Annotated in this window: 19 protein-coding genes; 5 read left to right on the top strand and 14 right to left on the bottom strand. The window is 45.0% G+C overall.

The window, feature by feature from the left end; translation table 11 throughout:
- Positions 1 to 684: a response regulator gene (locus ACXAC1_RS14890; protein ID WP_475062462.1), complete on the top strand. Its 684-nt coding sequence runs from the start codon at positions 1 to 3 to the stop codon at positions 682 to 684.
- On the opposite strand, the gene ACXAC1_RS14885 is transcribed toward ACXAC1_RS14890, so the two are convergent.
- Positions 650 to 1528 carry a DMT family transporter gene (locus tag ACXAC1_RS14885; RefSeq protein ID WP_475062460.1) on the bottom strand — a complete coding sequence of 293 codons (879 nt, stop codon included), beginning with the start codon at positions 1526 to 1528 and terminating at the stop codon, positions 650 to 652. The genes ACXAC1_RS14890 and ACXAC1_RS14885 overlap by 35 nt on opposite strands.
- A 111-nt stretch (positions 1529 to 1639) precedes the next feature.
- Here ACXAC1_RS14885 and ACXAC1_RS14880 point away from each other — a divergent pair, with 111 nt between their 5' ends.
- Positions 1640 to 2128: a MarR family winged helix-turn-helix transcriptional regulator gene (locus tag ACXAC1_RS14880; protein ID WP_475062459.1), complete on the top strand. Its 489-nt coding sequence runs from the start codon at positions 1640 to 1642 to the stop codon at positions 2126 to 2128.
- Positions 2129 to 2144: 16 nt separating this feature from the next.
- On the opposite strand, the gene ACXAC1_RS14875 is transcribed toward ACXAC1_RS14880, so the two are convergent.
- The 11 genes from ACXAC1_RS14875 to sdhC all read right to left on the bottom strand — a co-directional run bounded on the left by ACXAC1_RS14875 (position 2145) and on the right by sdhC (position 16074).
- Entirely contained in the window at positions 2145 to 2603 is a 459-nt protein-coding gene (locus ACXAC1_RS14875; RefSeq protein WP_228191124.1) for a hypothetical protein, read from the bottom strand.
- Between the two features lie 127 nt (positions 2604 to 2730).
- Positions 2731 to 3960, bottom strand: a complete 1230-nt coding sequence (gene lhgO, locus ACXAC1_RS14870) for an L-2-hydroxyglutarate oxidase (RefSeq protein WP_475062457.1) — start codon at positions 3958 to 3960, stop codon at positions 2731 to 2733.
- Positions 3961 to 4480: 520 nt separating this feature from the next.
- Positions 4481 to 5353: a succinate--CoA ligase subunit alpha gene (gene sucD / locus ACXAC1_RS14865; protein WP_067210799.1), complete on the bottom strand. Its 873-nt coding sequence runs from the start codon at positions 5351 to 5353 to the stop codon at positions 4481 to 4483.
- Between the two features lie 2 nt (positions 5354 to 5355).
- Positions 5356 to 6522: an ADP-forming succinate--CoA ligase subunit beta gene (gene sucC, locus ACXAC1_RS14860; protein ID WP_475062456.1), complete on the bottom strand. Its 1167-nt coding sequence runs from the start codon at positions 6520 to 6522 to the stop codon at positions 5356 to 5358.
- 87 nt (positions 6523 to 6609) lie between these two features.
- On the bottom strand, positions 6610 to 8049 hold the full coding sequence (lpdA, locus tag ACXAC1_RS14855; RefSeq protein WP_133564225.1) for a dihydrolipoyl dehydrogenase: 1440 nt from the start codon (positions 8047 to 8049) through the stop codon (positions 6610 to 6612).
- Positions 8050 to 8130: 81 nt separating this feature from the next.
- The gene (gene odhB, locus ACXAC1_RS14850) at positions 8131 to 9645 is read right to left on the bottom strand and encodes a 2-oxoglutarate dehydrogenase complex dihydrolipoyllysine-residue succinyltransferase (RefSeq protein ID WP_475062454.1); all 1515 of its coding nucleotides are present in this window, start codon (positions 9643 to 9645) and stop codon (positions 8131 to 8133) included.
- A 31-nt stretch (positions 9646 to 9676) separates the two neighbouring features.
- Complete coding sequence (locus tag ACXAC1_RS14845; protein ID WP_475062452.1) at positions 9677 to 12514, bottom strand: 2-oxoglutarate dehydrogenase E1 component; 2838 nt, start codon at positions 12512 to 12514, stop codon at positions 9677 to 9679.
- A 348-nt stretch (positions 12515 to 12862) separates the two neighbouring features.
- Entirely contained in the window at positions 12863 to 13567 is a 705-nt protein-coding gene (locus tag ACXAC1_RS14840; protein ID WP_133564218.1) for a succinate dehydrogenase iron-sulfur subunit, read from the bottom strand.
- 12 nt (positions 13568 to 13579) lie between these two features.
- Positions 13580 to 15352: a succinate dehydrogenase flavoprotein subunit gene (sdhA, locus tag ACXAC1_RS14835; protein WP_475062451.1), complete on the bottom strand. Its 1773-nt coding sequence runs from the start codon at positions 15350 to 15352 to the stop codon at positions 13580 to 13582.
- A 3-nt stretch (positions 15353 to 15355) separates the two neighbouring features.
- Positions 15356 to 15703, bottom strand: a complete 348-nt coding sequence (gene sdhD / locus ACXAC1_RS14830; RefSeq protein WP_133564212.1) for a succinate dehydrogenase, hydrophobic membrane anchor protein — start codon at positions 15701 to 15703, stop codon at positions 15356 to 15358.
- A complete protein-coding gene (sdhC, locus tag ACXAC1_RS14825) occupies positions 15697 to 16074 on the bottom strand; it encodes a succinate dehydrogenase, cytochrome b556 subunit (protein ID WP_475062449.1) in 378 nt (125 codons plus the stop codon). The genes sdhD and sdhC overlap by 7 nt, the downstream gene beginning before the upstream one ends.
- Positions 16075 to 16641: 567 nt before the next feature.
- Between sdhC and gltA the strand changes: the two genes are divergently transcribed.
- Positions 16642 to 17925 (top strand): citrate synthase, encoded by a 1284-nt coding sequence (gene gltA / locus ACXAC1_RS14820; protein WP_475062447.1) that lies wholly within the window; start codon positions 16642 to 16644, stop codon positions 17923 to 17925.
- Between the two features lie 63 nt (positions 17926 to 17988).
- Here gltA and ACXAC1_RS14815 read toward each other — a convergent pair whose 3' ends face one another.
- Both ACXAC1_RS14815 and ACXAC1_RS14810 read right to left on the bottom strand, forming a co-directional pair.
- Entirely contained in the window at positions 17989 to 18222 is a 234-nt protein-coding gene (locus ACXAC1_RS14815; RefSeq protein WP_475062445.1) for a hypothetical protein, read from the bottom strand.
- The gene (locus tag ACXAC1_RS14810) at positions 18215 to 19252 is read right to left on the bottom strand and encodes a DUF2066 domain-containing protein (protein ID WP_475062443.1); all 1038 of its coding nucleotides are present in this window, start codon (positions 19250 to 19252) and stop codon (positions 18215 to 18217) included. Before ACXAC1_RS14810 ends, ACXAC1_RS14815 begins: the two co-directional genes overlap by 8 nt.
- Positions 19253 to 19426: 174 nt before the next feature.
- Between ACXAC1_RS14810 and purM the strand changes: the two genes are divergently transcribed.
- Together purM and purN are read left to right on the top strand one after the other, a co-directional pair.
- Positions 19427 to 20482 (top strand): phosphoribosylformylglycinamidine cyclo-ligase, encoded by a 1056-nt coding sequence (gene purM / locus ACXAC1_RS14805; protein ID WP_475062442.1) that lies wholly within the window; start codon positions 19427 to 19429, stop codon positions 20480 to 20482.
- Positions 20479 to 21138 carry a phosphoribosylglycinamide formyltransferase gene (purN, locus tag ACXAC1_RS14800; RefSeq protein ID WP_475062440.1) on the top strand — a complete coding sequence of 220 codons (660 nt, stop codon included), beginning with the start codon at positions 20479 to 20481 and terminating at the stop codon, positions 21136 to 21138. Before purM ends, purN begins: the two co-directional genes overlap by 4 nt.
- Positions 21139 to 21142: the final 4 nt, after the last annotated feature.

Below are 21142 nucleotides of genomic sequence, written 5' to 3'. Positions count from 1 at the left end.
ATGAGTCAATACACTGTGTTGATCGTCGAAGATGATCAGCAAGCAAGCTACACCTTAGAACAAGCCGTCAATCAGAACCCGCAGTTTACTGTTTGCGCGGCCGCCGAAACAGCCGAAGAAACTCGCCAGTGCCTAGCGCAAAACCCAGACTTAATATTGCTGGATATCACCTTGCCTGATGGCGATGGTATGACGCTATTGAGGGAGATACGCCAACAAAACATTGGCGCCTCCGTTATTATGACCACAGCAGAGAGAGAGTCATCAACCGTTGCCCAAGCCATTCAATTTGGTGTTAACGACTACTTAGTTAAGCCACTTAGATTGTCGAGGGTACATCAAGCGCTTAACGATTTCGCCGCATTTCAAAACAAACTGGAAGAGTCAGAGCGAATCGACCAACTGCAGATTGATGATCTTATGCGGAAAAACAAGGCTCAACCTCGCACTCGAAAAACGCCTAAGGGCATCGACGCCACCACGCTCGCAACAATGATCGAGCACATCAAACTGCGTAGCGCACCATTTTCTGCGCAAGAAATTGGCGATGAATTAGATCTAAGCCGCATCACCGCGAGACGCTACCTTGAGTATCTAGAAGAGCAAGGTATGGTTAGCATGAGCCTAAATTACAACACTGGCGGACGCCCTAAGCAGCTTTATCACATTGTCGCTCAAGGGTAACGTTGCTGCGTACCGTCCCTCGCCAGCGGACATTTGAAGCAATTAAAGAGCCGATAATTAAGATAACGCCAAACCATTGCCAAAACCCTAAAGTTTCGCCCATTAAAAACATCCCCAATGCCACGGCCATCATTGGGTTCAGCAGCGACAGCATGCCAAATGCATTTGGGCCTATCTGCTTAATACCATTAACTGCAATGATGTAGCCCAATGCGGTATTTAAGATAATTAACCAGAAAAGCCCAGGTAACTGCTCCAATGTGACCATTGTTGGCGCTCCTTCCCACAACCAAGCAACTGGAATGAGCAATGTGCCCGCGGTCAGCAACTGCCATGTCGCCACACCTAGAATATCTTTCACCTGCCAGTGTTGGGTGAGTAATGTTGCGATAGCAATGACAAAGGTTGCGCCTAATGCACACGCTACGCCTATTGGATCAAGATTAGCGGATGGGTTTAATAGCAAAAGAACCCCAAACAACCCTACCACAGCACTCAAAGTTGCTTTAACAGCGGGACGTTTCCCTTGAGCCAACCACTGAATAACGATTAGTAACAATGGCAATGTGGCACCTAGCGTGCCAGCGACGCTACCCGGAAGGCGATACGCTGCAACCATAAGCAAAATAAAAAACACACCGATATTAAAGAAACCAAGGATCACGACCTTGCTCATCGCCATCCTAGGCAAACGGCGTAATAGCAACATCAAGAATACTCCCGCTCCAAGCGCCCTAAAAACAGCGACCCAAAGTGGTGATAAATCCGTTAAATATAAGCCAACTGCGGCGTACGTACTGCCCCATAAAATCGGGGCAAGCGCTGTCAAAAGAAACGGGTACAAGAAACCTCCAGAAATTTATCTTTCACAAAAGATACTTTCGTGAAAGATATTGTATTACACTCCGCAAATCAAGTATCTTTTACAAAAGACAAATATACAGAAAGATGATTTATGCCTGATCACGTAGAAAAGTTATTAAAGCAGTGGCAAAACGTTCGCCCAGACTTAGATTGCAGTCCAATGGGCGTTATCGGTCGAATAGGAAGAATGGAAAAGTTCATCAGTCCAGCAGTTGAGAAAGTCATCAATGAGCATGGAATGAGTCGCATTGAGTTTGACCTGATGGCCACGTTACGAAGAGCCGATCAACCTTTAACACCAACAGAGCTATACAAAACAACCATTCTTTCATCTGGAGCAGTCTCCAGCAAGCTAGATAAGCTAGTAGATCGCGATTGGGTTCAACGTTTGGCGAATATGGAAGATCGACGCAGTTGCCGAGTTGCGTTAACGCAACATGGAGTCAGCATCATTGATGCAGCCGTTGAGGCTCATGTTGCAAACGAAAAACTGCTCCTCCAAAGTCTTACTCTGGAAGAACAGGCTAACCTCTCTATGCTGCTGGCCAAATGGCTTGGCCAGCATGAACGAGATATTTAGTTAGAAATTAGCGCAACTATTTCACTGCACTTAAGGACGCGTATTGCTCAGTAGAAGACATGTTCACCGCACGCTGAAGTGCTTCTGGCGTCTGGTACACTTGTGTAATGAATTGCTGACCTTCCACTTGTGATGCATCTAAGTAGTGGTTATCAACTAGCCACTCTTGTAGCGCAGCTTGGTCTAGCTGGCCGCCAGGAAGCTTCATGCGTTCCATATCGTCTGCAGACATCTGCGCGACTGTACCGCCGGGTAAGTAAATAGCACCAGTAATAAAATCAACACCAAACGCTACCACGCCCGGCACGAACCAAAACAGCAAACCCAATGCATCCAATGCGACAACACCTAAATCCAATTTGCCGCCATTTTGCCCCTGTCGCTCAGGGTATATTAACGTACCACATGCAACCAGTTGAGATGCAATGAGCGAACCAGCAACCACTTTAGCAATGCCTTTAGATGTAACGTTCATAAAGCTCTCCTTAATCATTTAATAAGTCTAATTTGGCTTCATGACGCTTATTTAGCAAGCAATGGAACCTCTCTTAGCTATTGTTTACTTGCTTTTAACACAATAGTTAGAGCTCTAACCAGTTGCTTTACATTTGCTCCTCAAGCTTGGCGAGAATGTAGGCACCGATTGGAAAAGCACTGGTAGCAGCTGGAGACGGTGCATTGCAGACATGAAGCGTTCTCGGGCTTTGAGCAAACAAAAAGTCGTGAACCAGCTTACCATCACGCAATACAGCTTGAGCACGAATGCCTGCGGGATAAGGCTCAAGATCAGATCGCTGCACCATAGGACAGTATTTCTTCACTTCTTTTAGGTAGCCATCTTTGCACCAAGAATTGTAGGTCTCTTTAATCCCTACCTTCCAATAATCTTTAAGAAGGCGCCAATAACCTTTAAACCTCAGCATCTCGGTAACATCTTTGACATCAAAATTGATACGACTGTACCCTTCCCGCTTCCAGCCTTGAACAGCATTTGGACCAACGGTGACAGAGCCATCAATCATACGTGTCAGATGAACCCCTAAGAAAGGTAGCTCGGGATCAGGAATGGGATAAATTAAATGGTTAACAATCTGATTGTGATGCGGACTGAGTCGATAATACTCACCACGAAATGGCACAATTTGGAAATCAGTCGGAATATTCAACATCTTAGTCAAACGGTCAGCCATTAGCCCCCCACAAGACACCAAATACTTAGCTTTAAACACTCCTCTTGTCGTTTCAATCATGACATTAGAAGCATCTTCGGCGAGGTGAGTGACGGTGGTTGCCAAGTGAATATCACCACCCTGATTGGTTAACAGCTCAGCCAATTTTTCACAAACGCGCTTGTAATTGACAATACCCGTTGAGGGCACAAATAAAGCCCCTTTGCCGACAACATTTGGCTCACGCTCCTTTAGCTCTTTTTGACTTAGATAATGTACTTCTAAATCATTCGTTTTACAGCGTTCAAATAGTGCATCCATACGCTGCAATTCAAGCTCATCCGTTGCAACTAACAGTTTTCCACACTCTTCAAAAGGGATGTTATGTTGTTGGCAAAACGATTTGGTTGCGGCGGCACCCTCTTTACAAAACTTCGCCTTTAGACTTCCTGGCGCGTAATACACACCGGCATGAATCACCCCCGAGTTATGGCCCGTTTGATGCAGTGCCACAGAACTCTCTTTCTCAAGCACTGCGATGCGTTTATCCGGGTATTTGTTTTTCATTTGCCAAGCGGTTGATAGACCGACAATACCCGCTCCGATAATAACAATGTCGTACTGGTGATCTGGAGAGGAAGAATGAGGACTGAGAGATGCCATGATTGCTCCGTGCTAATACTACTATTTGTAGCATTATATGGTGTCTAAACAACTGTCGTCATTAACGAGTGGCAGTATTTTTTTTCTGCCAGAGCAATACTGTAAGCGACAGATAACTCAAGGTGAGTTAGTTGATGTGTACAAAGACTTTGCGCCTCATACCGAATCAGCACACCTAAAGATGTGCATACCCGAGCCGCTTATTTAGATCTACACGAGTCAGAGCGGTCATTCAGTTTTTAGAAGAGGTCACATCCGAGATATAGGCTAGATTTAGCAAGGTAGAACTGCCACAACCCAAGCCATTTTACTTATATCCATCAGTGCTGCAGTGCCTACAACGAGTCCAAATAACTTCATAATCCTTCCATATCTTACCGTTAGTAGATCCATACTACTTTCATCATCGAACTATGCATGCTTATTTGCACTGTTTTACAGTTTATGCACTTTTTTTACGACAAAAAAATCCCCGCACTAGGCGGGGATTTTTAGAATCCATTACTAATAAGCGTTTTGCTTACCAGCCAGTGATTTCTTTAAGACCAGCACCGATATCCGCTAGAGAGCGAACAGTCTTAACGCCTGCGTCTTGTAGTGCTGCGAATTTCTCGTCAGCAGTACCTTTACCACCAGAGATGATCGCACCAGCGTGACCCATACGCTTACCAGCAGGAGCCGTAACACCAGCGATGTAAGAAACAACAGGCTTAGTAACGTTTGCTTTGATGTAAGCAGCCGCTTCTTCTTCTGCAGTACCACCGATCTCACCGATCATAACGATCGCTTCAGTTTGAGGATCGTTCTGGAACATTTCTAGTACGTCGATGAAGTTAGTACCTGGGATTGGGTCACCACCGATGCCAACACAAGTAGATTGACCGTAACCAGCGTCAGTAGTTTGCTTAACTGCTTCGTATGTCAAAGTACCAGAACGAGAAACGATACCTACTTTACCAGGCATGTGGATGTGGCCAGGCATGATACCGATTTTACACTCTCCAGGAGTGATAACACCTGGACAGTTAGGACCGATTAGGCGAACACCTAGCTCGTCACACTTAACTTTACAGTCAAGCATATCAAGAGTAGGAACACCTTCAGTGATACAAACGATCAGCTTGATACCAGCGTTCGCTGCTTCAAGGATAGAATCCTTAACGAAAGGAGCTGGAACGTAGATTACAGATGCTTCAGCACCAGTTGTTTCAACAGCTTCTTTAACAGTGTTGAATACAGGTAGACCAAGGTGAGTTTGACCACCTTTACCTGGTGTTACACCGCCAACCATTTTTGTACCGTAAGCAATCGCTTGCTCAGAGTGGAATGTACCTTGGCCGCCAGTGAAACCTTGACAGATTACTTTAGTATCTTTGTTAATTAAAACAGACATTATTATTTGCCCTCCGCAGCTTTAACAACTTGTTCAGCTGCGTCTTTTAGACTTGATGCAGCGATGATGTCTAGACCAGAGTTCGCTAGAACTTCACGGCCTTTCTCTGCATTAGTACCTTCTAGACGTACAACAACAGGAACGTTTACACCTACCTGCTCAACTGCACCGATGATGCCTTCTGCGATCATGTCACAACGTACGATACCACCGAAGATGTTAACCAATACCGCTTTAACATTGCTATCAGAAAGAATAATCTTAAATGCTTCCGCTACACGCTCTTTCGTTGCGCCGCCACCAACGTCTAAGAAGTTAGCTGGTTTGCCGCCATGTAGGTTTACGATGTCCATTGTACCCATCGCTAGACCTGCACCGTTAACCATACAGCCAACGTTACCGTCTAGAGCTACGTAGTTAAGTTCCCAAGATGCTGCATGCGCTTCACGCTCATCTTCTTGAGACGGATCGTGGAACTCTTGCATTTTCTTCTGACGGTAAACAGCGTTGCTGTCGATGTTGATCTTACCGTCTAGACAGTGAAGGTTACCTTCGTCAGTAATTACTAGAGGGTTGATTTCTAGTAGAGCGAAGTCGTAGTCGTGGAACATTTGTGACAAACCAAGGAAGATCTTAGTGAACTGCTTGATTTGAGCTGGGTTAAGACCCATTTTGAATGCCATTTCACGAGCTTGGTATGGCTGTGCGCCTACAAGTGGATCGATTTCCGCTTTGTGGATTAGCTCAGGAGTTTCCTCAGCTACTTTCTCGATCTCAACACCACCTTCAGTAGATGCCATGAAAACTACGCGACGAGTAGAACGGTCTACTACAGCACCTAGGTACAATTCGTTAGCGATGTCTGTGCAAGACTCAACTAGGATTTTAGCAACTGGCTGACCATTTTCGTCAGTTTGGTAAGTTACTAGGTTTTTACCTAACCAGTTCGCTGCGAATTCTTTTACTTCATCCAAAGAATCAACAAGCTTTACACCGCCCGCTTTACCGCGACCACCAGCGTGAACTTGAGCTTTTACAACCCACTTGTCACCACCAATTTTTTTCGCTGCTTCTACTGCCTCTTCTGGCGTGTCTACTGCGTACCCTGTAGATACTGGCAGGCCGTATTCAGCAAAAAGCTGCTTAGCCTGATATTCATGTAGGTTCATTTGATTCTTCCGCTCATCTTAATGATTGACATAAGTCTGTCTGTTTGACAGAAATTGCCGGCTTCTCAGCCGGCAAATCGAATTTTGTTATTTGCGTTTACGGTTTGCTACGTGGATAGCGTGACCGTCAACTGCTAGTGCTGCTTCATGCACTGCTTCACTTACCGTTGGGTGAGCGAATACAGTCAGAGCAATGTCTTCAGCTGTAGAGCCGAATTCCATCGCGATAACTGCTTGTGCGATTAGGTCTGCAGCATGACCGCCAATGATATGGCAGCCTAGGATACGGTCTGTTTCTTCACAAGCAAGCATTTTAACGAAACCATCAGTATCGTTAGCTGCCATTGCACGGCCAGACGCAGCAAATGGGAATTTACCCACTTTGTATTTCACGCCTTCAGCTTTAAGTTGCTGCTCGTTCTTACCTACCCAAGCAAGTTCTGGGTGAGTGTAGATAACAGATGGGATGCAGTCGTAGTTCATTTGCGCTTTGTGACCAGCGATGATGTCAGCAACCATTACACCTTCTTCAGATGCTTTGTGTGCTAGCATTGGGCCACGAACGATATCACCGATCGCGAAAACACCAGGAACGTTTGTACGGCACTGTTCGTCAACGAACACAAAACCACGCTCATCTAGGTTTACACCAGAATCAGCGGCTAGACAGCCGTCTGTGAATGGCTTACGGCCAACCGCTACGATTAGCTTGTCGAAAGTTTGCTTCTGCTCTTCACCTTTCGCATCAAGGTAAGTCACTTCAACTTCTTCACCTTTCACTTCACTGCCCGTTACACGAGCACCAACGCGAATGTCTAGACCTTGTTTTTTGAAGATCTTAGCCGCTTCTTTCGCTAGATCTTGGTCACATAGGCTTAGGAATTGATCTTGTGCTTCAAGTACAACGACTTCTGAACCTAGGCGCTTCCATACAGAACCTAGCTCAAGACCGATAACACCCGCACCGATCACGCCAAGACGCTTAGGCACTTCACGGAACTCAAGAGCACCTTCGTTATCAACGATGATGTCACCAGTACGTGGAGCAGGTGGAATGTTCACAGGTACAGAACCAGTCGCAAGAATTACGTTGCCAGCTTCTAGTGTTTGAACAGAGCCGTCGTGCGCAGTGAATTCAACTTTTTTGTTAGCAAGTAGCTTACCGAAACCTTCAAAGCTTGTTACACCGTTTGCTTTGAACAGACCAGCAATACCACCAGTCAACTGGTTAACGATTTTGTCTTTGCGATCAACCATCGCATTAACGTCCATCGATACACCATCAACACCAATACCGTGTACTGCGAATTCTTCTTTCGCATCGTGGTATTTGTGTGAAGAGTCCAATAGAGCTTTAGATGGGATACAACCTACGTTTAGACAAGTACCGCCTAGCTTTGGCTTGTTGTCTTTATCCAGCCATTTTTCGATACAAGCTGTTTTTAGACCCAATTGCGCTGCACGGATTGCGGCAACGTAACCACCTGGGCCACCACCAATTACGATTACATCAAATTTTTCAGACATAGGATTTATCCATTGTTGTTTGCTAGGGCATTTTGCGCCCTAGCAAGTTTTACTCTCATCCACAGAAGTGGGTGCAATTACTTAGATTTCAAGCAGTAGACGTGCTGGATCTTCTAGTAGTTCCTTGATGGTTACAAGGAATTGCACCGCTTCTTTACCGTCGATCATACGGTGATCGTATGACAACGCTAAGTACATCATCGGTTGAATCACAACCTGACCGTTAACCGCCATTGGACGCTCTTGGATTTTGTGCATACCCAAGATCGCTGTTTGAGGCGGATTCAGGATTGGAGTAGACATTAGAGAACCAAAGATACCGCCGTTAGTGATAGTGAATGTACCACCTTGCATATCTTCCATGCCTAGCTTGCCGTCACGACCACGAACAGCGAAGTCCATGATGCCAGATTCAATGTCAGCAAGGCCCATTGCTTCGGTGTTACGCAATACAGGTACCATCAAACCGCGGTTAGTCGATACTGCTACACCGATGTCTTGGTAACCGTGGTAAACCATGTCGTTACCATCGATAGAAGCGTTTACTGCTGGGAAGCGTTTTAGAGCTTCAGTCGCTGCTTTAACGAAGAATGACATGAAACCAAGTTTAGTGCCGTTATGAGTCTTCTGGAACAAGTCTTTGTACTTGCTGCGAAGCTCCATTACAGGGCCCATGTTAACTTCGTTGTAAGTTGTCAACATTGCTGCTGTTTGCTGAGCTTCAACCAAGCGCTTAGCGATGGTTGCACGTAGACGTGTCATTGGTACACGTTTCTCAACACGACCGTCAGCACTTAGTGGGGCTGGCGCTGTAGGCGCTGCTTTTGCAGGAGCCGCCGCTGCAGCTGGCTTGTTCTTCGCCGCTGCTTCAACGTCTTCTTTAGTGATACGACCGCCTTTACCAGTACCTTTTACTTGAGCCGCTGTTAGACCAGCTTCAGCAAGTGCTTTACGCGCCGCAGGTCCTGCGATGCCATCTTCATCACCAGCTTCTTCTGCTGCAGGTGCTGCGGCTGGCGCTTCAGCTGGTGCCGCTGCACCACCCGTTGCGCCAACAGCGAAGTTCGCTAGCACTTCTTCACTCAGTACTGTGTCGCCTTCTGCTTTAACGATGTCAGCAATCACACCATCAGCTGGAGCAACGACTTCTAGGACAACTTTATCAGTTTCGATGTCAACGATGTGCTCATCACGCTTACAAGCTTCACCTGGTTGTTTGTGCCAAGCAGCAACCGTACCGTCTGCAACAGACTCTGGGAAAGTTGGTGCTTTAATTTGAACTGTTTCTTTAGCTTCAGTTGCAGCTGGTGCAGATGGCGCCGATTCTGCTTTTGCAGCGGGTGCTTCAGATGCGGATGCACCAGAATCAAATACCGCAAGAACTTCTTCACTAAGAACGATATCACCTTCAGCTTTCAGTACGTCTTTTAGTACACCATCAGCTGGTGCAACGACTTCAAGAACAACTTTATCTGTTTCGATATCTACAATGTGCTCGTCGCGCTTACACGCTTCACCTGGTTGTTTGTACCAAGTAGCGACAGTGCCATCCGCTACAGATTCTGGAAAAGTAGGTGCTTTAATTTCAATACTCATTTTTAACCCTTATCTCTGACAGGCAGTGTTGCTAGCCGACAATCGCGTCGTTAACCAGCGCTTCTTGTTCTTCAACGTGTACGGACATGTAACCTGCAGCCGGAGCAGCAGAAGAAATACGTCCAGCAAAGCGGATCTTAATTTCAGGATACAGCTTTTCTAACACACGGCTCATACGGTGGCGGTTTGCATGCCAAGCGCCTTGGTTCTTAGGCTCTTCTTGACACCAAACTAACTCTTCAACATTTTTGTACGGTTCCAAAATCGCTTCAAAGTCAGCGTATGGGAACGGATACAATTGCTCAAGACGAATGATAGCCACATCATCCTTAGCCAGCTCTTCACGACGATTGTATAAATCGTAGTAAACCTTACCGCTACAGATAACCAAGCGTTTTACGTTTTCTGGCTTGATGTTATCTGCCACTTCAGGCAATACCGTTTTGAAGCTACCTTCAGATAAATCTTCTAATGTAGAGATTGCTTGCTTATGACGCAGTAAACTCTTAGGAGACATAATAATCAGTGGACGACGCATTGGTCGAATGGCCTGACGACGCAAGATGTGGAAAATCTGCGATGGTGTCGTAGGCACACACACTTGAATGTTGTACTCAGCACATAACTGCATGAATCGCTCAAGACGTGCAGAAGAGTGTTCTGGGCCTTGGCCTTCATAGCCATGCGGTAGCAGCATTGTCAGACCACATAAACGGCCCCACTTGTGCTCACCACTGGTAATAAATTGGTCAATTACAACTTGTGCCCCGTTAGCAAAGTCACCGAATTGAGCTTCCCAAACCACTAAACCTTTTGGTGAAGTCGTTGAGTAACCGTATTCGAAAGCCAATACCGCTTCTTCAGACAAGTAAGAGTCGTAAAGATCAAGCGTTGGCTGGTCGTCTGACAAGTGCTTAAGAGGAATGTAAGTGCTACCGTCCTTTTGACTATGAACAACAGCATGACGGTGAGAGAACGTACCACGACCTGAGTCCTGTCCCGTAATACGGATTGGGTAACCCTGCTCTAGCAAAGTCGCAAATGCCATGGTTTCAGCATAACCCCAGTTAAGAGGCATGGCACCAGCAGTCATTTTATTGCGATCTTCATAGATCTTCATTACCTGACGCTGCACAACAACACCATCAGGAACAGTGGTTGTCTTCTTAGCAAGTTCTTGCAATTTATCTAGTGGATAAGTTGTATCACCTGCATCCGTCCATTCAACACCTAAGTAAGGTGTCCAATCGACAAACAGCTCAGACTTAGACTCTAGAACCAAGCTCTTAGCAACGTGACGGCCATTATCTAGGTCTTCACGGTTTTCATTCGCTAGTTCATCCGCTTCGGCTTCTGTTACTACATTATTAGCAATCAAGAACTCAGCGTATTTAGTACGAGTCGTTTTTAGCTTACTGATGATTTTGTACATCAGTGGCTGAGTGCCAGAAGGCTCATCTGTTTCGTTGTGACCACGACGGCGGTAACACACCATATCGATGACCACGTCACGACCAAACTCGTAACGGTAATCCAGCGCTAGTTGAGTAACAAATAGAACTGCTTCTGGATCATCACCGTTAACATGGAAGATCGGAGCCTGAATCATTTTCGCAACATCCGTTGCGTATTCAGTTGAACGAGAATCTTCTTGGCGGTTGGTTGTAAAACCTACTTGGTTGTTCACAACAATGTGCACTGTACCGCCTGTTTTATAGGCGCGTGTTTGTGACATTTGGAACGTTTCCATCACCACCCCTTGGCCAGCAAATGCTGCATCACCATGGATGGAAATTGGAACAACTGTTTTACCTGTTTTGTCTTCGCGACGATCTTGGCGAGCGCGCACTGAACCTTCCACTACCGGTGAAACAATTTCAAGGTGTGAAGGGTTGAACGCGAGCACCGTATGAACTTCGCCGCCAGCGGTCATAACATTCGAAGAGAAACCTTGGTGGTACTTCACGTCACCAGACGTATTCACCAATTTCTTACCTTCGAACTCATCGAACAGGTCTTTAGGGTTCTTACCTAAAGTGTTAACAAGTACGTTCAAGCGACCACGGTGAGCCATACCGATAACAACTTCTTTAGCGCCTAACGCACCAGAACGTTGAATCAGTTCGTTCACCATTGGAATTAAGCTTTCACCACCCTCTAGGCCGAAACGCTTCGCACCTGGGTAACGACTTGCTAAATACTTTTCAAGGCCTTCCGCTGCAGTAAGACGCTCTAACAAAGCTTTACGAGTTTCAGCTGAGTACTCTGGACGAGAGCGAACGGATTCAACGCGCTGTTGCAACCAAGCTTTTTCTTGGGTGTCGACGATGTGCATGAATTCGTAGCCGATAGAGCCACAGTAAGTTTTCTCTAACTCAGTCACAATGTCTTTTAAAGGCATTGTTTCTTGGTTAAAGAAAAGAGAACCGGTATTAAAAGACGTATCAAGATCAGCACCAGTTAGCTGGTGGTAACCTAAATCAAGGTCAGCAACTTTATCTCGTTTTTGTAGACCTAGTGGGTCTAAATTGGAGTGTTGGTGTCCTCGAACACGATACGCGTTGATAAGCTGAAGTACGTTGATTTGCTTTTGCTCATGATCTGAGCTTGCAGCGACACCTGTAGAAACAGGAATATTGCGAAACTTGTTTTTACCAAGTTCTAAAAATTGTTGTTGAATAACAGAGTGAGGAAGATCGGTTGACTGCGCTTCGCTAATTCTCGGCAACTGATCAAAACATTTCCGCCATTCTTCCGATACTGAGTTGGGGTCAACTAAGTAGCTCTCAAACAGCCCCTCAACATATTCAAGGTTGCCCCCTGAAAAGTGAGAAGTGCTCCATAGCAACTCCATCAAACTTTCATGCATTCTCGATCACCCTTTTATGTTCGAGCCAGCTATCACCACGTGATAACTCAAATTTTCATTCTGGTTAAACTATATAAATAGTTGCCAGCTTATTATTTACTTTTTTGCCTAACGACACTTAAACAGCCCTATTTTAAATCACTAAGACTAGAGTTTTTAGTAACAAATGGGACTATTTAGTGTTTTTTCATGCGCAAATAAATATCTGCCATGAAAAACTAAATTCTTCGCAACTTATTTTTATGTTTTTTTTGCTCAAGGTTGCGCTTGAGCAGGTTAGCGACTTCATAAAATGAAGTCGCTAACGGGCATCTTAACGAAATACTAATGCCTTACGCTCAACGAGTATCAGGTCGCTCGTTGGATCAACATGGTACGAATGTTACCAATTGCTTTCGTAGGATTTAAGCCCTTAGGACAAACATTCACACAGTTCATGATGCCATGGCAACGGAATACGCTAAATGGATCATCAAGGTCGCTCAAGCGATCCTGTGTCGCTGTGTCACGGCTATCGGCCAAGAATCGGTAAGCTTGTAGCAAACCAGAAGGACCGATGAACTTATCCGGGTTCCACCAGAAAGATGGACATGACGTTGAACAACACGCACACAAGATACACTCGTAAAGACCGTCAAGCTTCTCACGCTCTTCAGGGCTTTGTAGACGCTCGATTGCAGGCGCTGGCGTATCGTTGATCAAGAACGGCTTGATCTTTTCGTACTGCTTGTAGAACTGCCCCATATCCACAACTAGGTCACGCACTACTGGCAGACCAGGAAGTGGACGCAAAACTAGCTTGTTGTTCTTAGCCGCTGCAGAAACAGGCGTGATACATGCAAGTCCGTTTTTACCAGACATGTTCATACCATCAGAGCCACATACACCTTCACGGCAAGAGCGACGGTAGGAAATGCTTGGATCTTGAGCCTTCAAAAGGTTCAATACGTCCAGTACCATCAGGTCCTTACCTGCTGGCAATTCAACTTCGTAATCCTGCATGTAAGGAGCATCGTCCTTCTCAGGATTGTAACGGTAGATACTAACTAACATCGACATAACTCCTTAGTATGAACGTACTTTAGGTGGGAAAGCTTCCATTGTTTTCGGCGCAAAGTTCACATCACGCTTGGTCACTTTCTTATCCGCTGGGTGATACAAAGAGTGCTTCAACCAGTTTTCATCATCACGTTCAGTAAAGTCATTACGAGCATGCGCACCACGACTTTCCTTACGGAATTCAGCAGGAATCGCTGTTGCTTCCGCCACTTCTAGCAAGTTTTCAAGCTCAAGCGCTTCGATACGAGCTGTGTTGAAAGCCATACTCTTATCTTCAAGGTGAAGGTTTTCAACACGCTTACGAATCTCTTCGAGCTGCTGCAAACCTTTCTGCATTGATGCACCCTCACGGAATACACCAAAGTAAAGCTGCATTACTTTTTGCAGCTCTGCACGAACCTCAGCTACAGACTCACCACCTGTAGTGTTGTTCAAACGATTTAGACGAGCCATCGCTTTTTCAACATCAGTGTCATTGGCATCCATAGAGTCAAAACCTTCATCTAGAGACTTTTTAACCTGTAGACCCACTGCACGTCCGAATACCACCAAGTCTAGTAGAGAGTTACCACCTAGACGGTTCGCACCGTGTACGGATACACAAGCGATCTCACCACATGCATACAAACCAGGAACGATTACGTCTTCGCCAGCTTCATTTTGCATCAACGCTTGGCCACCAACGTTAGTCGGAACACCGCCCATCATGTAGTGACAAGTAGGAATAACAGGAATTGGCTCTTTAACTGGGTCAACGTGCGCAAATGTACGAGACAGTTCAAGGATACCTGGCAAGCGCTTGTTTAGCGTCTCTTCACCAAGGTGGTCAAGCTTTAGAAGAACATGGTCACCGTTTTCACCACAGCCACGGCCTTCAAGGATCTCAAGAATCATTGAACGAGCCACTACGTCACGACCTGCAAGGTCTTTCGCATTTGGCGCATAACGCTCCATGAAACGTTCGCCGTCTTTGTTGATCAGGTAACCACCTTCACCACGACAACCTTCTGTAACTAGTGTACCCGCACCGTAAATACCAGTTGGGTGGAACTGCCACATTTCCATGTCTTGCATTGGTACGCCAGCACGCAGTGCCATACCTACACCGTCACCAGTGTTAATATGGGCGTTAGTCGTTGACTGGTAGATACGACCTGCACCACCTGTAGCAAGAACCGTCGCTTTCGCTTTAAGGTAAACTACTTCACCCGTTTCTACACAGATAGAAACCGCACCGACGATTGCACCGTCAGAGTTTTTAACCAAGTCGACTGCATACCACTCGTTAAAGAATGTTGTGCCTCCTTTAAGGTTTGCTTGGTAAAGAGTATGTAGAAGAGCGTGTCCAGTACGGTCAGCTGCTGCACAAGTACGCGCTGCTTGACCACCTTTACCGAAGTCTTTTGACTGACCACCGAAAGGACGCTGGTAGATACGGCCATTCTCTTTACGAGAGAAAGGTAGACCCATGTGCTCAAGCTCAAATACAGCTTGTGGACCTACAGAACACATGTACTCGATAGCGTCTTGGTCACCGATGTAGTCGGAACCTTTAACGGTATCGTACATGTGCCAACGCCAATCATCATTTGGGTCTTCACTTGCAATCGCACAAGTAATACCACCCTGTGCAGATACAGTGTGAGAACGAGTCGGAAAAACTTTTGTTACACACGCAGTGTTCAAACCAGACTCAGTCAATTGAAGTGCCGCACGCATACCTGCGCCACCACCACCAATTACAATGGCATCAAAAGAAATAGTACGAATATTAGCCATTATTTACAGCCCCCAAAGAACCTGAATACCCCATACGACATAGATAAACATTACTAAGCCACATAGAGATTGAAAAAAGAAACGAACGCCTGTTGCTTTAATGTAGTCAGTTGATACAGACCACAAACCGATCCAAGAGTGAATACCAACAGACAAAAGAGCTAACAATGAGAAAATGCGCATAGAAGTAGTTTCGAACAACCCACTCCACTGTTCGTATGTAAGATCTGGATTTAGCAGAAGGTAGCCGATAATAAAGATGCTATAGACAGAAAGAACTAGTGCAGAAATACGCTGCATCATCCAGTCATACAGACCTGAACGGCCAAAGCTAGTTATTTGAGTTACCATATCCACACCCCTGCTAGTAGAATCAGAACAACAGCGATCACAAGGTTCGCTTTCGCCGCAGCGCGGCCACTTTCAAGTTCTTCGAAATGTCCCAAGTCCATAAACAAGTGCTTCACACCTGCCACGAAATGGTACATCAAAGCTGATACAACACCCCAAACGACAAATTTCGCTAGGAAGTTGCTTTGCAGCACCTCTACCACTTGATCAAAGCCCTGCTGTGAAGACAATGATTTATCGAACGCGTAGAACAAGAATACCAATCCAATAAATAGGATGATCCCTGTTACACGATGTAGGATAGAGACTATTGCTGTTACGGGCATTGATATTGTGGAAATATCAAGGTTGACTGGTCTTTTTTTGTTCACGACTCTTTACACCACTTTGTTTGATTGAATGGTCAATCACGACCCAAGTTCTATTGTCACCTTCTTCTTACGTTTAAAAACGTACAAAAGGTTTACATAGGCCTCCATGAAAATCCCATCGATTTGCAAACGATATTGTTACAAGCGACTCAAACTTGCCAAATAACACCGACAAATCAATGAAATCATCGGGCCGCAATTATAGACTAGGCCAAAAACCTAAGACAAATAGACAGAACGCAGGGTTTTTAATGGTCGCCATTCATAAAATGAATGGAGCCATAAATTTAAGCAATAATGGTATAAAATTACATCTCATAAAACATAGAAAATAATTTTTTAATGTATATTTTTCAAAAGCTTACAGTTTATTTGTGCATACTTTAAGCAAACTTAATTTATTTTCTTGTTATAAATTTACATAGAAATTACTAGTATCTAATTAACGCTAAGAAATTTGTCTAATTGACTTTGCAACCACTAAGAAAGTATTTTTTCCGAACCTTCTGGGCCTGGAGAGCTAACTCAATGCTCTTTGCCCGGACCAGAGTACGAAGGAGAACAAAAATGGCTGATAAAAAAGCTCGCATAACCGTAGACGGTATCGACCAATCGATTGAACTTCCTGTATTATCAGGTACAGCTGGTCAGGACGTGATAGATGTAAGAACTCTTGGTTCTCATGGCATCTTTACTTACGATCCCGGCTTCATGTCTACAGGCTCATGCGAATCTGCAATTACCTATATCGATGGTGATGCAGGTGTTTTACTACATCGCGGCTACAAAATAGCCGATCTAGCAGAAAACTCAGATTATCTTGAGACTTGTTACCTACTTTTGTACGGAGAGCTTCCTAGCGCTGAACAAAAAGCGGAATTCGTAGAAACAGTTAAAAACCACACGATGGTTGCTGAATCCATGCAGAAGTTCTTAGACGGCTTCCGCAACGATGCTCACCCTATGGCGATCATGGTGGGCTTAGTAGGTGCACTGTCTGCCTTCTACCAGGATCACATGGATATTAATGATCCTAAGCACCGCGAAATCGCTGCATTCCGATTGATCTCAAAAATGCCAACTCTTGCGGCGATGTGTTACAAGTACTCTAAAGGTCAACCGACCATGTACCCACGTAACGACTTGAGCTACGCAGAGAACTTTCTCCACATGATGTTTGCAACACCTTGTGAAGAATATAAAGTAAACCCTGTTTTTGCTAAGGCCATGGACCGCATCTTTATCCTACATGCGGATCACGAGCAAAATGCATCTACTTCCACAGTACGTCTTGCAGGTTCATCGGGCGCCAACCCATTTGCATGTATTGCAGCAGGTTTTGTTACGCTTTGGGGGCCAGCTCACGGCGGCGCTAATGAAGCAGTTCTGAACATGCTTGAAGAAATTGGCGACGAATCGAAAATTGATGAATTCATCGCTAAGGCCAAAGACAAAAACGACCCATTCCGCTTAATGGGCTTCGGTCACCGCGTTTACAAGAACTTCGATCCACGCGCAAAAGTTATGCGTGAAACATGTGATCAAGTTCTTGCCGAGCTTGGCCAGTCGGATGATCCTATGCTTAAGATTGCGAAACGCCTTGAGCAAATTGCGCTTGAAGATCCTTACTTTGTGGAGCGTAAGCTGTACCCTAATGTTGACTTCTACTCTGGCATCATCATGAAAGCTATCGGTATTCCGACGTCAATGTTTACAGTGATTTTTGCTATGTCTCGCACGATTGGCTGGATCTCGCACTGGAATGAAATGATCAGTGGCAACTACAAGATCGGCCGTCCTCGCCAACTGTATGTTGGACATGCTGAACGCGATTACCCAACTGACAAGTAATTGGATAATCATAAAAAAAGCGGCTTGAAAGCCGCTTTTTTTTTGCATTAGATGGATGAAGATTTATTCTTCGTCATCCTCAAAAACAAGCTCTGTTACAACTTTAGAGCCGCATTTAACACATTCACCTTCAATCCAAGTGCGCTCCCCAGCCTCAAACTCTTTCGGATTCTTCATCCCTAAGTCCATTTCCATACATTGGTTACACCAAGTCTGCAGTAAAAAGTCGTCCTGTTCTTCCGGAGAGCGAGCAAAAAAATCCTTCTCTATTGGTTTAATATCGGCATCATTAGTCATTTACTTTACCTTTACCTGTATACTGGTATTTCAGAGTCTGAGAAAGGGGATTTGCTATACCGGAAGTTTGCGGCCTAATAGTTAATACTGAACTTAAAGCAACAGTATTTGCAAACTTTTCAGGTGTACCATTTAAAAGCATATCAAAACCCACTTGACCATCAACAATACTTGCTAACTGGACCTGCTTTACCACACCAATCGAAGCCATATATTGACGCAGCGTTTCAATCGCTGAGTAATTATGGACGCCTTCAACCTTCACAAAAACTTGCTGCGGGTTAAGCATACGAACTGATGCATACCGATTAGATAGTAGAGTCGACAAGCTAGCCAGAACTTCATTGATTGCTTCTTCACGGGTTGGCTTCGTAATAGACATAAGGTTTGAAGACTGATTTGGCGAAATAAGTAATGAGTCAACAACTGCTTCACCATTGAATCGACTCAACCTCAAAGCCAAAACAACATCTGTTTGATAACGCTTACTCGCTGCTTGAATGTCCTCTTCAAAGAATCCCCACAAAGCACTAGCACTCAAAGCCTTTAAATCTGTCTCATCCACAAGCGGAGCATATACAGGCAAACCGAAACCTTTTGCCTGTTCAAAAAGTTTTGACAATGTCACTGATGGCTGATTTGCACCGAACATTTGGCGCTGACCATTATTATCTTCAATCACCCATACAAGAATACTAGGTCTATTATCAGCCCAAACAGGCAGTCCATTATCAAATAAAAACGTATCGACAGATTCTTTATAAAAGGCAACTGTTATCTCTTTAGCTGGCTCCATACCAGCTTCACCTTCGACCATGGCCTCGCTATTTTGAACAGAATGCTGAGAAACCCAACTAGAAACAGAACGATGAGCTTGATTCAGTATGGATTGAGAAAGATTTTGTTTTTGACCAGAAACACGTACAAGGACCCTATCGATAGCTTCATTAAAAGCTCGATTTAATATTTGTCGATCATCTAGACTTGCCGGTAATCGGACCACAGCTGAGTATAAGTTTGAAACTTGCACAGCATGGCTAACAGTTGACACCAATAGCAAACCAAATATTAATAAACGCTTCAAAGCAATCCCCTCATTAAACGTATTTACCCTATTCTACTGCCTTCTGTGCAAAGAACCATAGCCCTTATTTTCCACTGTGTTAAAATGCCGTTTTTCCCACACCATGATAAGGCATAGGCAATGACCGGATCGAAAAAAACCTCGATTAGTTACAAAGACGCAGGCGTAGACATTAACGCGGGCAACGAATTGGTTGAACGTATTAAAGGCGTCAGTAAAAAAACACGCCGACCTGAAGTACTAGGTGGCTTAGGTGGCTTTGGCGCACTGACACGCCTACCTCAAAAGTACAAAAACCCTGTCTTAGTTTCTGGTACTGATGGCGTGGGTACAAAATTACGCTTGGCAATGGACCTTAACAAGCACGATACGATTGGTATTGACTTGGTAGCGATGTGTGTTAACGACCTTGTTGTTGCAGGTGCTGAGCCACTGTTGTTCCTTGACTACTACGCAACTGGCAAACTAGACGTTGATGTTGCTGCGGACGTTGTAACAGGTATCGGTGAAGGCTGTCTTCAATCTGGTTGTGCGCTAGTTGGTGGCGAAACTGCAGAGATGCCAGGCATGTACCATGACGGTGATTACGACCTAGCTGGCTTCTGTGTTGGTGTGGTTGAAGAAGACCAAATCATTGATGGTAGCAAAGTTGAAGCAGGTAACACCCTGATCGCACTTGGCTCATCTGGTCCACACTCAAATGGCTACTCTTTGATCCGCAAGATCCTTGAAGTAAGTGGTGCCAAACTGGATCAAGAAGTTGACGGTGTAGCACTAAAAGACGCTCTGCTTGCGCCAACTAAAATTTACGTTAAATCTATCCTTAAATTGATGGAGTCAGTAAACGTAAAAGCCCTTTCACACATCACGGGTGGCGGTCTACTTGAGAACATCCCTCGCGTTCTTCCTGAAGGTGCTGCGGCCTACATTGATGCTGCAAGCTGGACTCGTCCTGTCATCTTTGATTGGCTGCAAGAGCAAGGCAACGTTGAACAAGAAGAAATGTACCGCGTACTAAACTGTGGTGTCGGTATGGTACTTGCGATCGATAAAGCAGATGTAGAAAACGCTCTTGCAATTCTTAAAGCCGAAGGCGAAAACGCATGGGTAATCGGTGATATTCGTGAGAAAGCCGGAAAAGAGGTTGTGATCTCTGACCTTGAGGCTTCTGCATGAGTTTTCCAGTCGTTGTGCTAATTTCTGGCAGCGGCAGCAATTTGCAGGCTTTGATTGATCAAAGCCTGCAAGGTCAATTAGACATTGATATCAAAGCCGTTATCAGCAATAACGCGTCTGCGTACGGTTTAAAGCGCGCCAGTCAAGCTGGCATTGCAAACCACGCCTTGGATCATAAGCAATTTGAAAGCCGAGAGTTGTTCGATCAAGCCCTAATGAGCCTAATTGATCAATATCAACCTAAGCTGGTTGTACTGGCTGGATTTATGCGTATTCTTACCGAAGAATTCACGCGCCATTATGAAGGTCGCATGTTGAATATTCACCCTTCTTTGTTACCGAAATACAAAGGCTTGAATACTCATCAACGTGCCATTAATGCGGGCGAATCGGAGCATGGTGTGTCGGTTCATTTTGTGACTTCGGAACTTGATGCAGGATCAGTGGTCTTACAAGCAAGTACTGAGATAAACGAAAACGATACGGCAGACTCTTTAGCTCAAAAAGTTCATGCTCTTGAGCACATCATTTATCCACTCAGTGTTAAATGGTTTAGCTCAGGTAGGCTGAAACTTGAAAGTGGACAATCCATATTAGATGGACAGCCTTTGCCTGAGTCAGGCGTTCGTTACACAACGGATTTAAACGAACATTAGGAAC

This window comes from Marinomonas sp. AWM4_232 (assembly GCF_056158325.1).
Note: the sequence above shows the minus strand (reverse complement) of the source record. Positions and strands in the feature narration are given on the sequence as shown.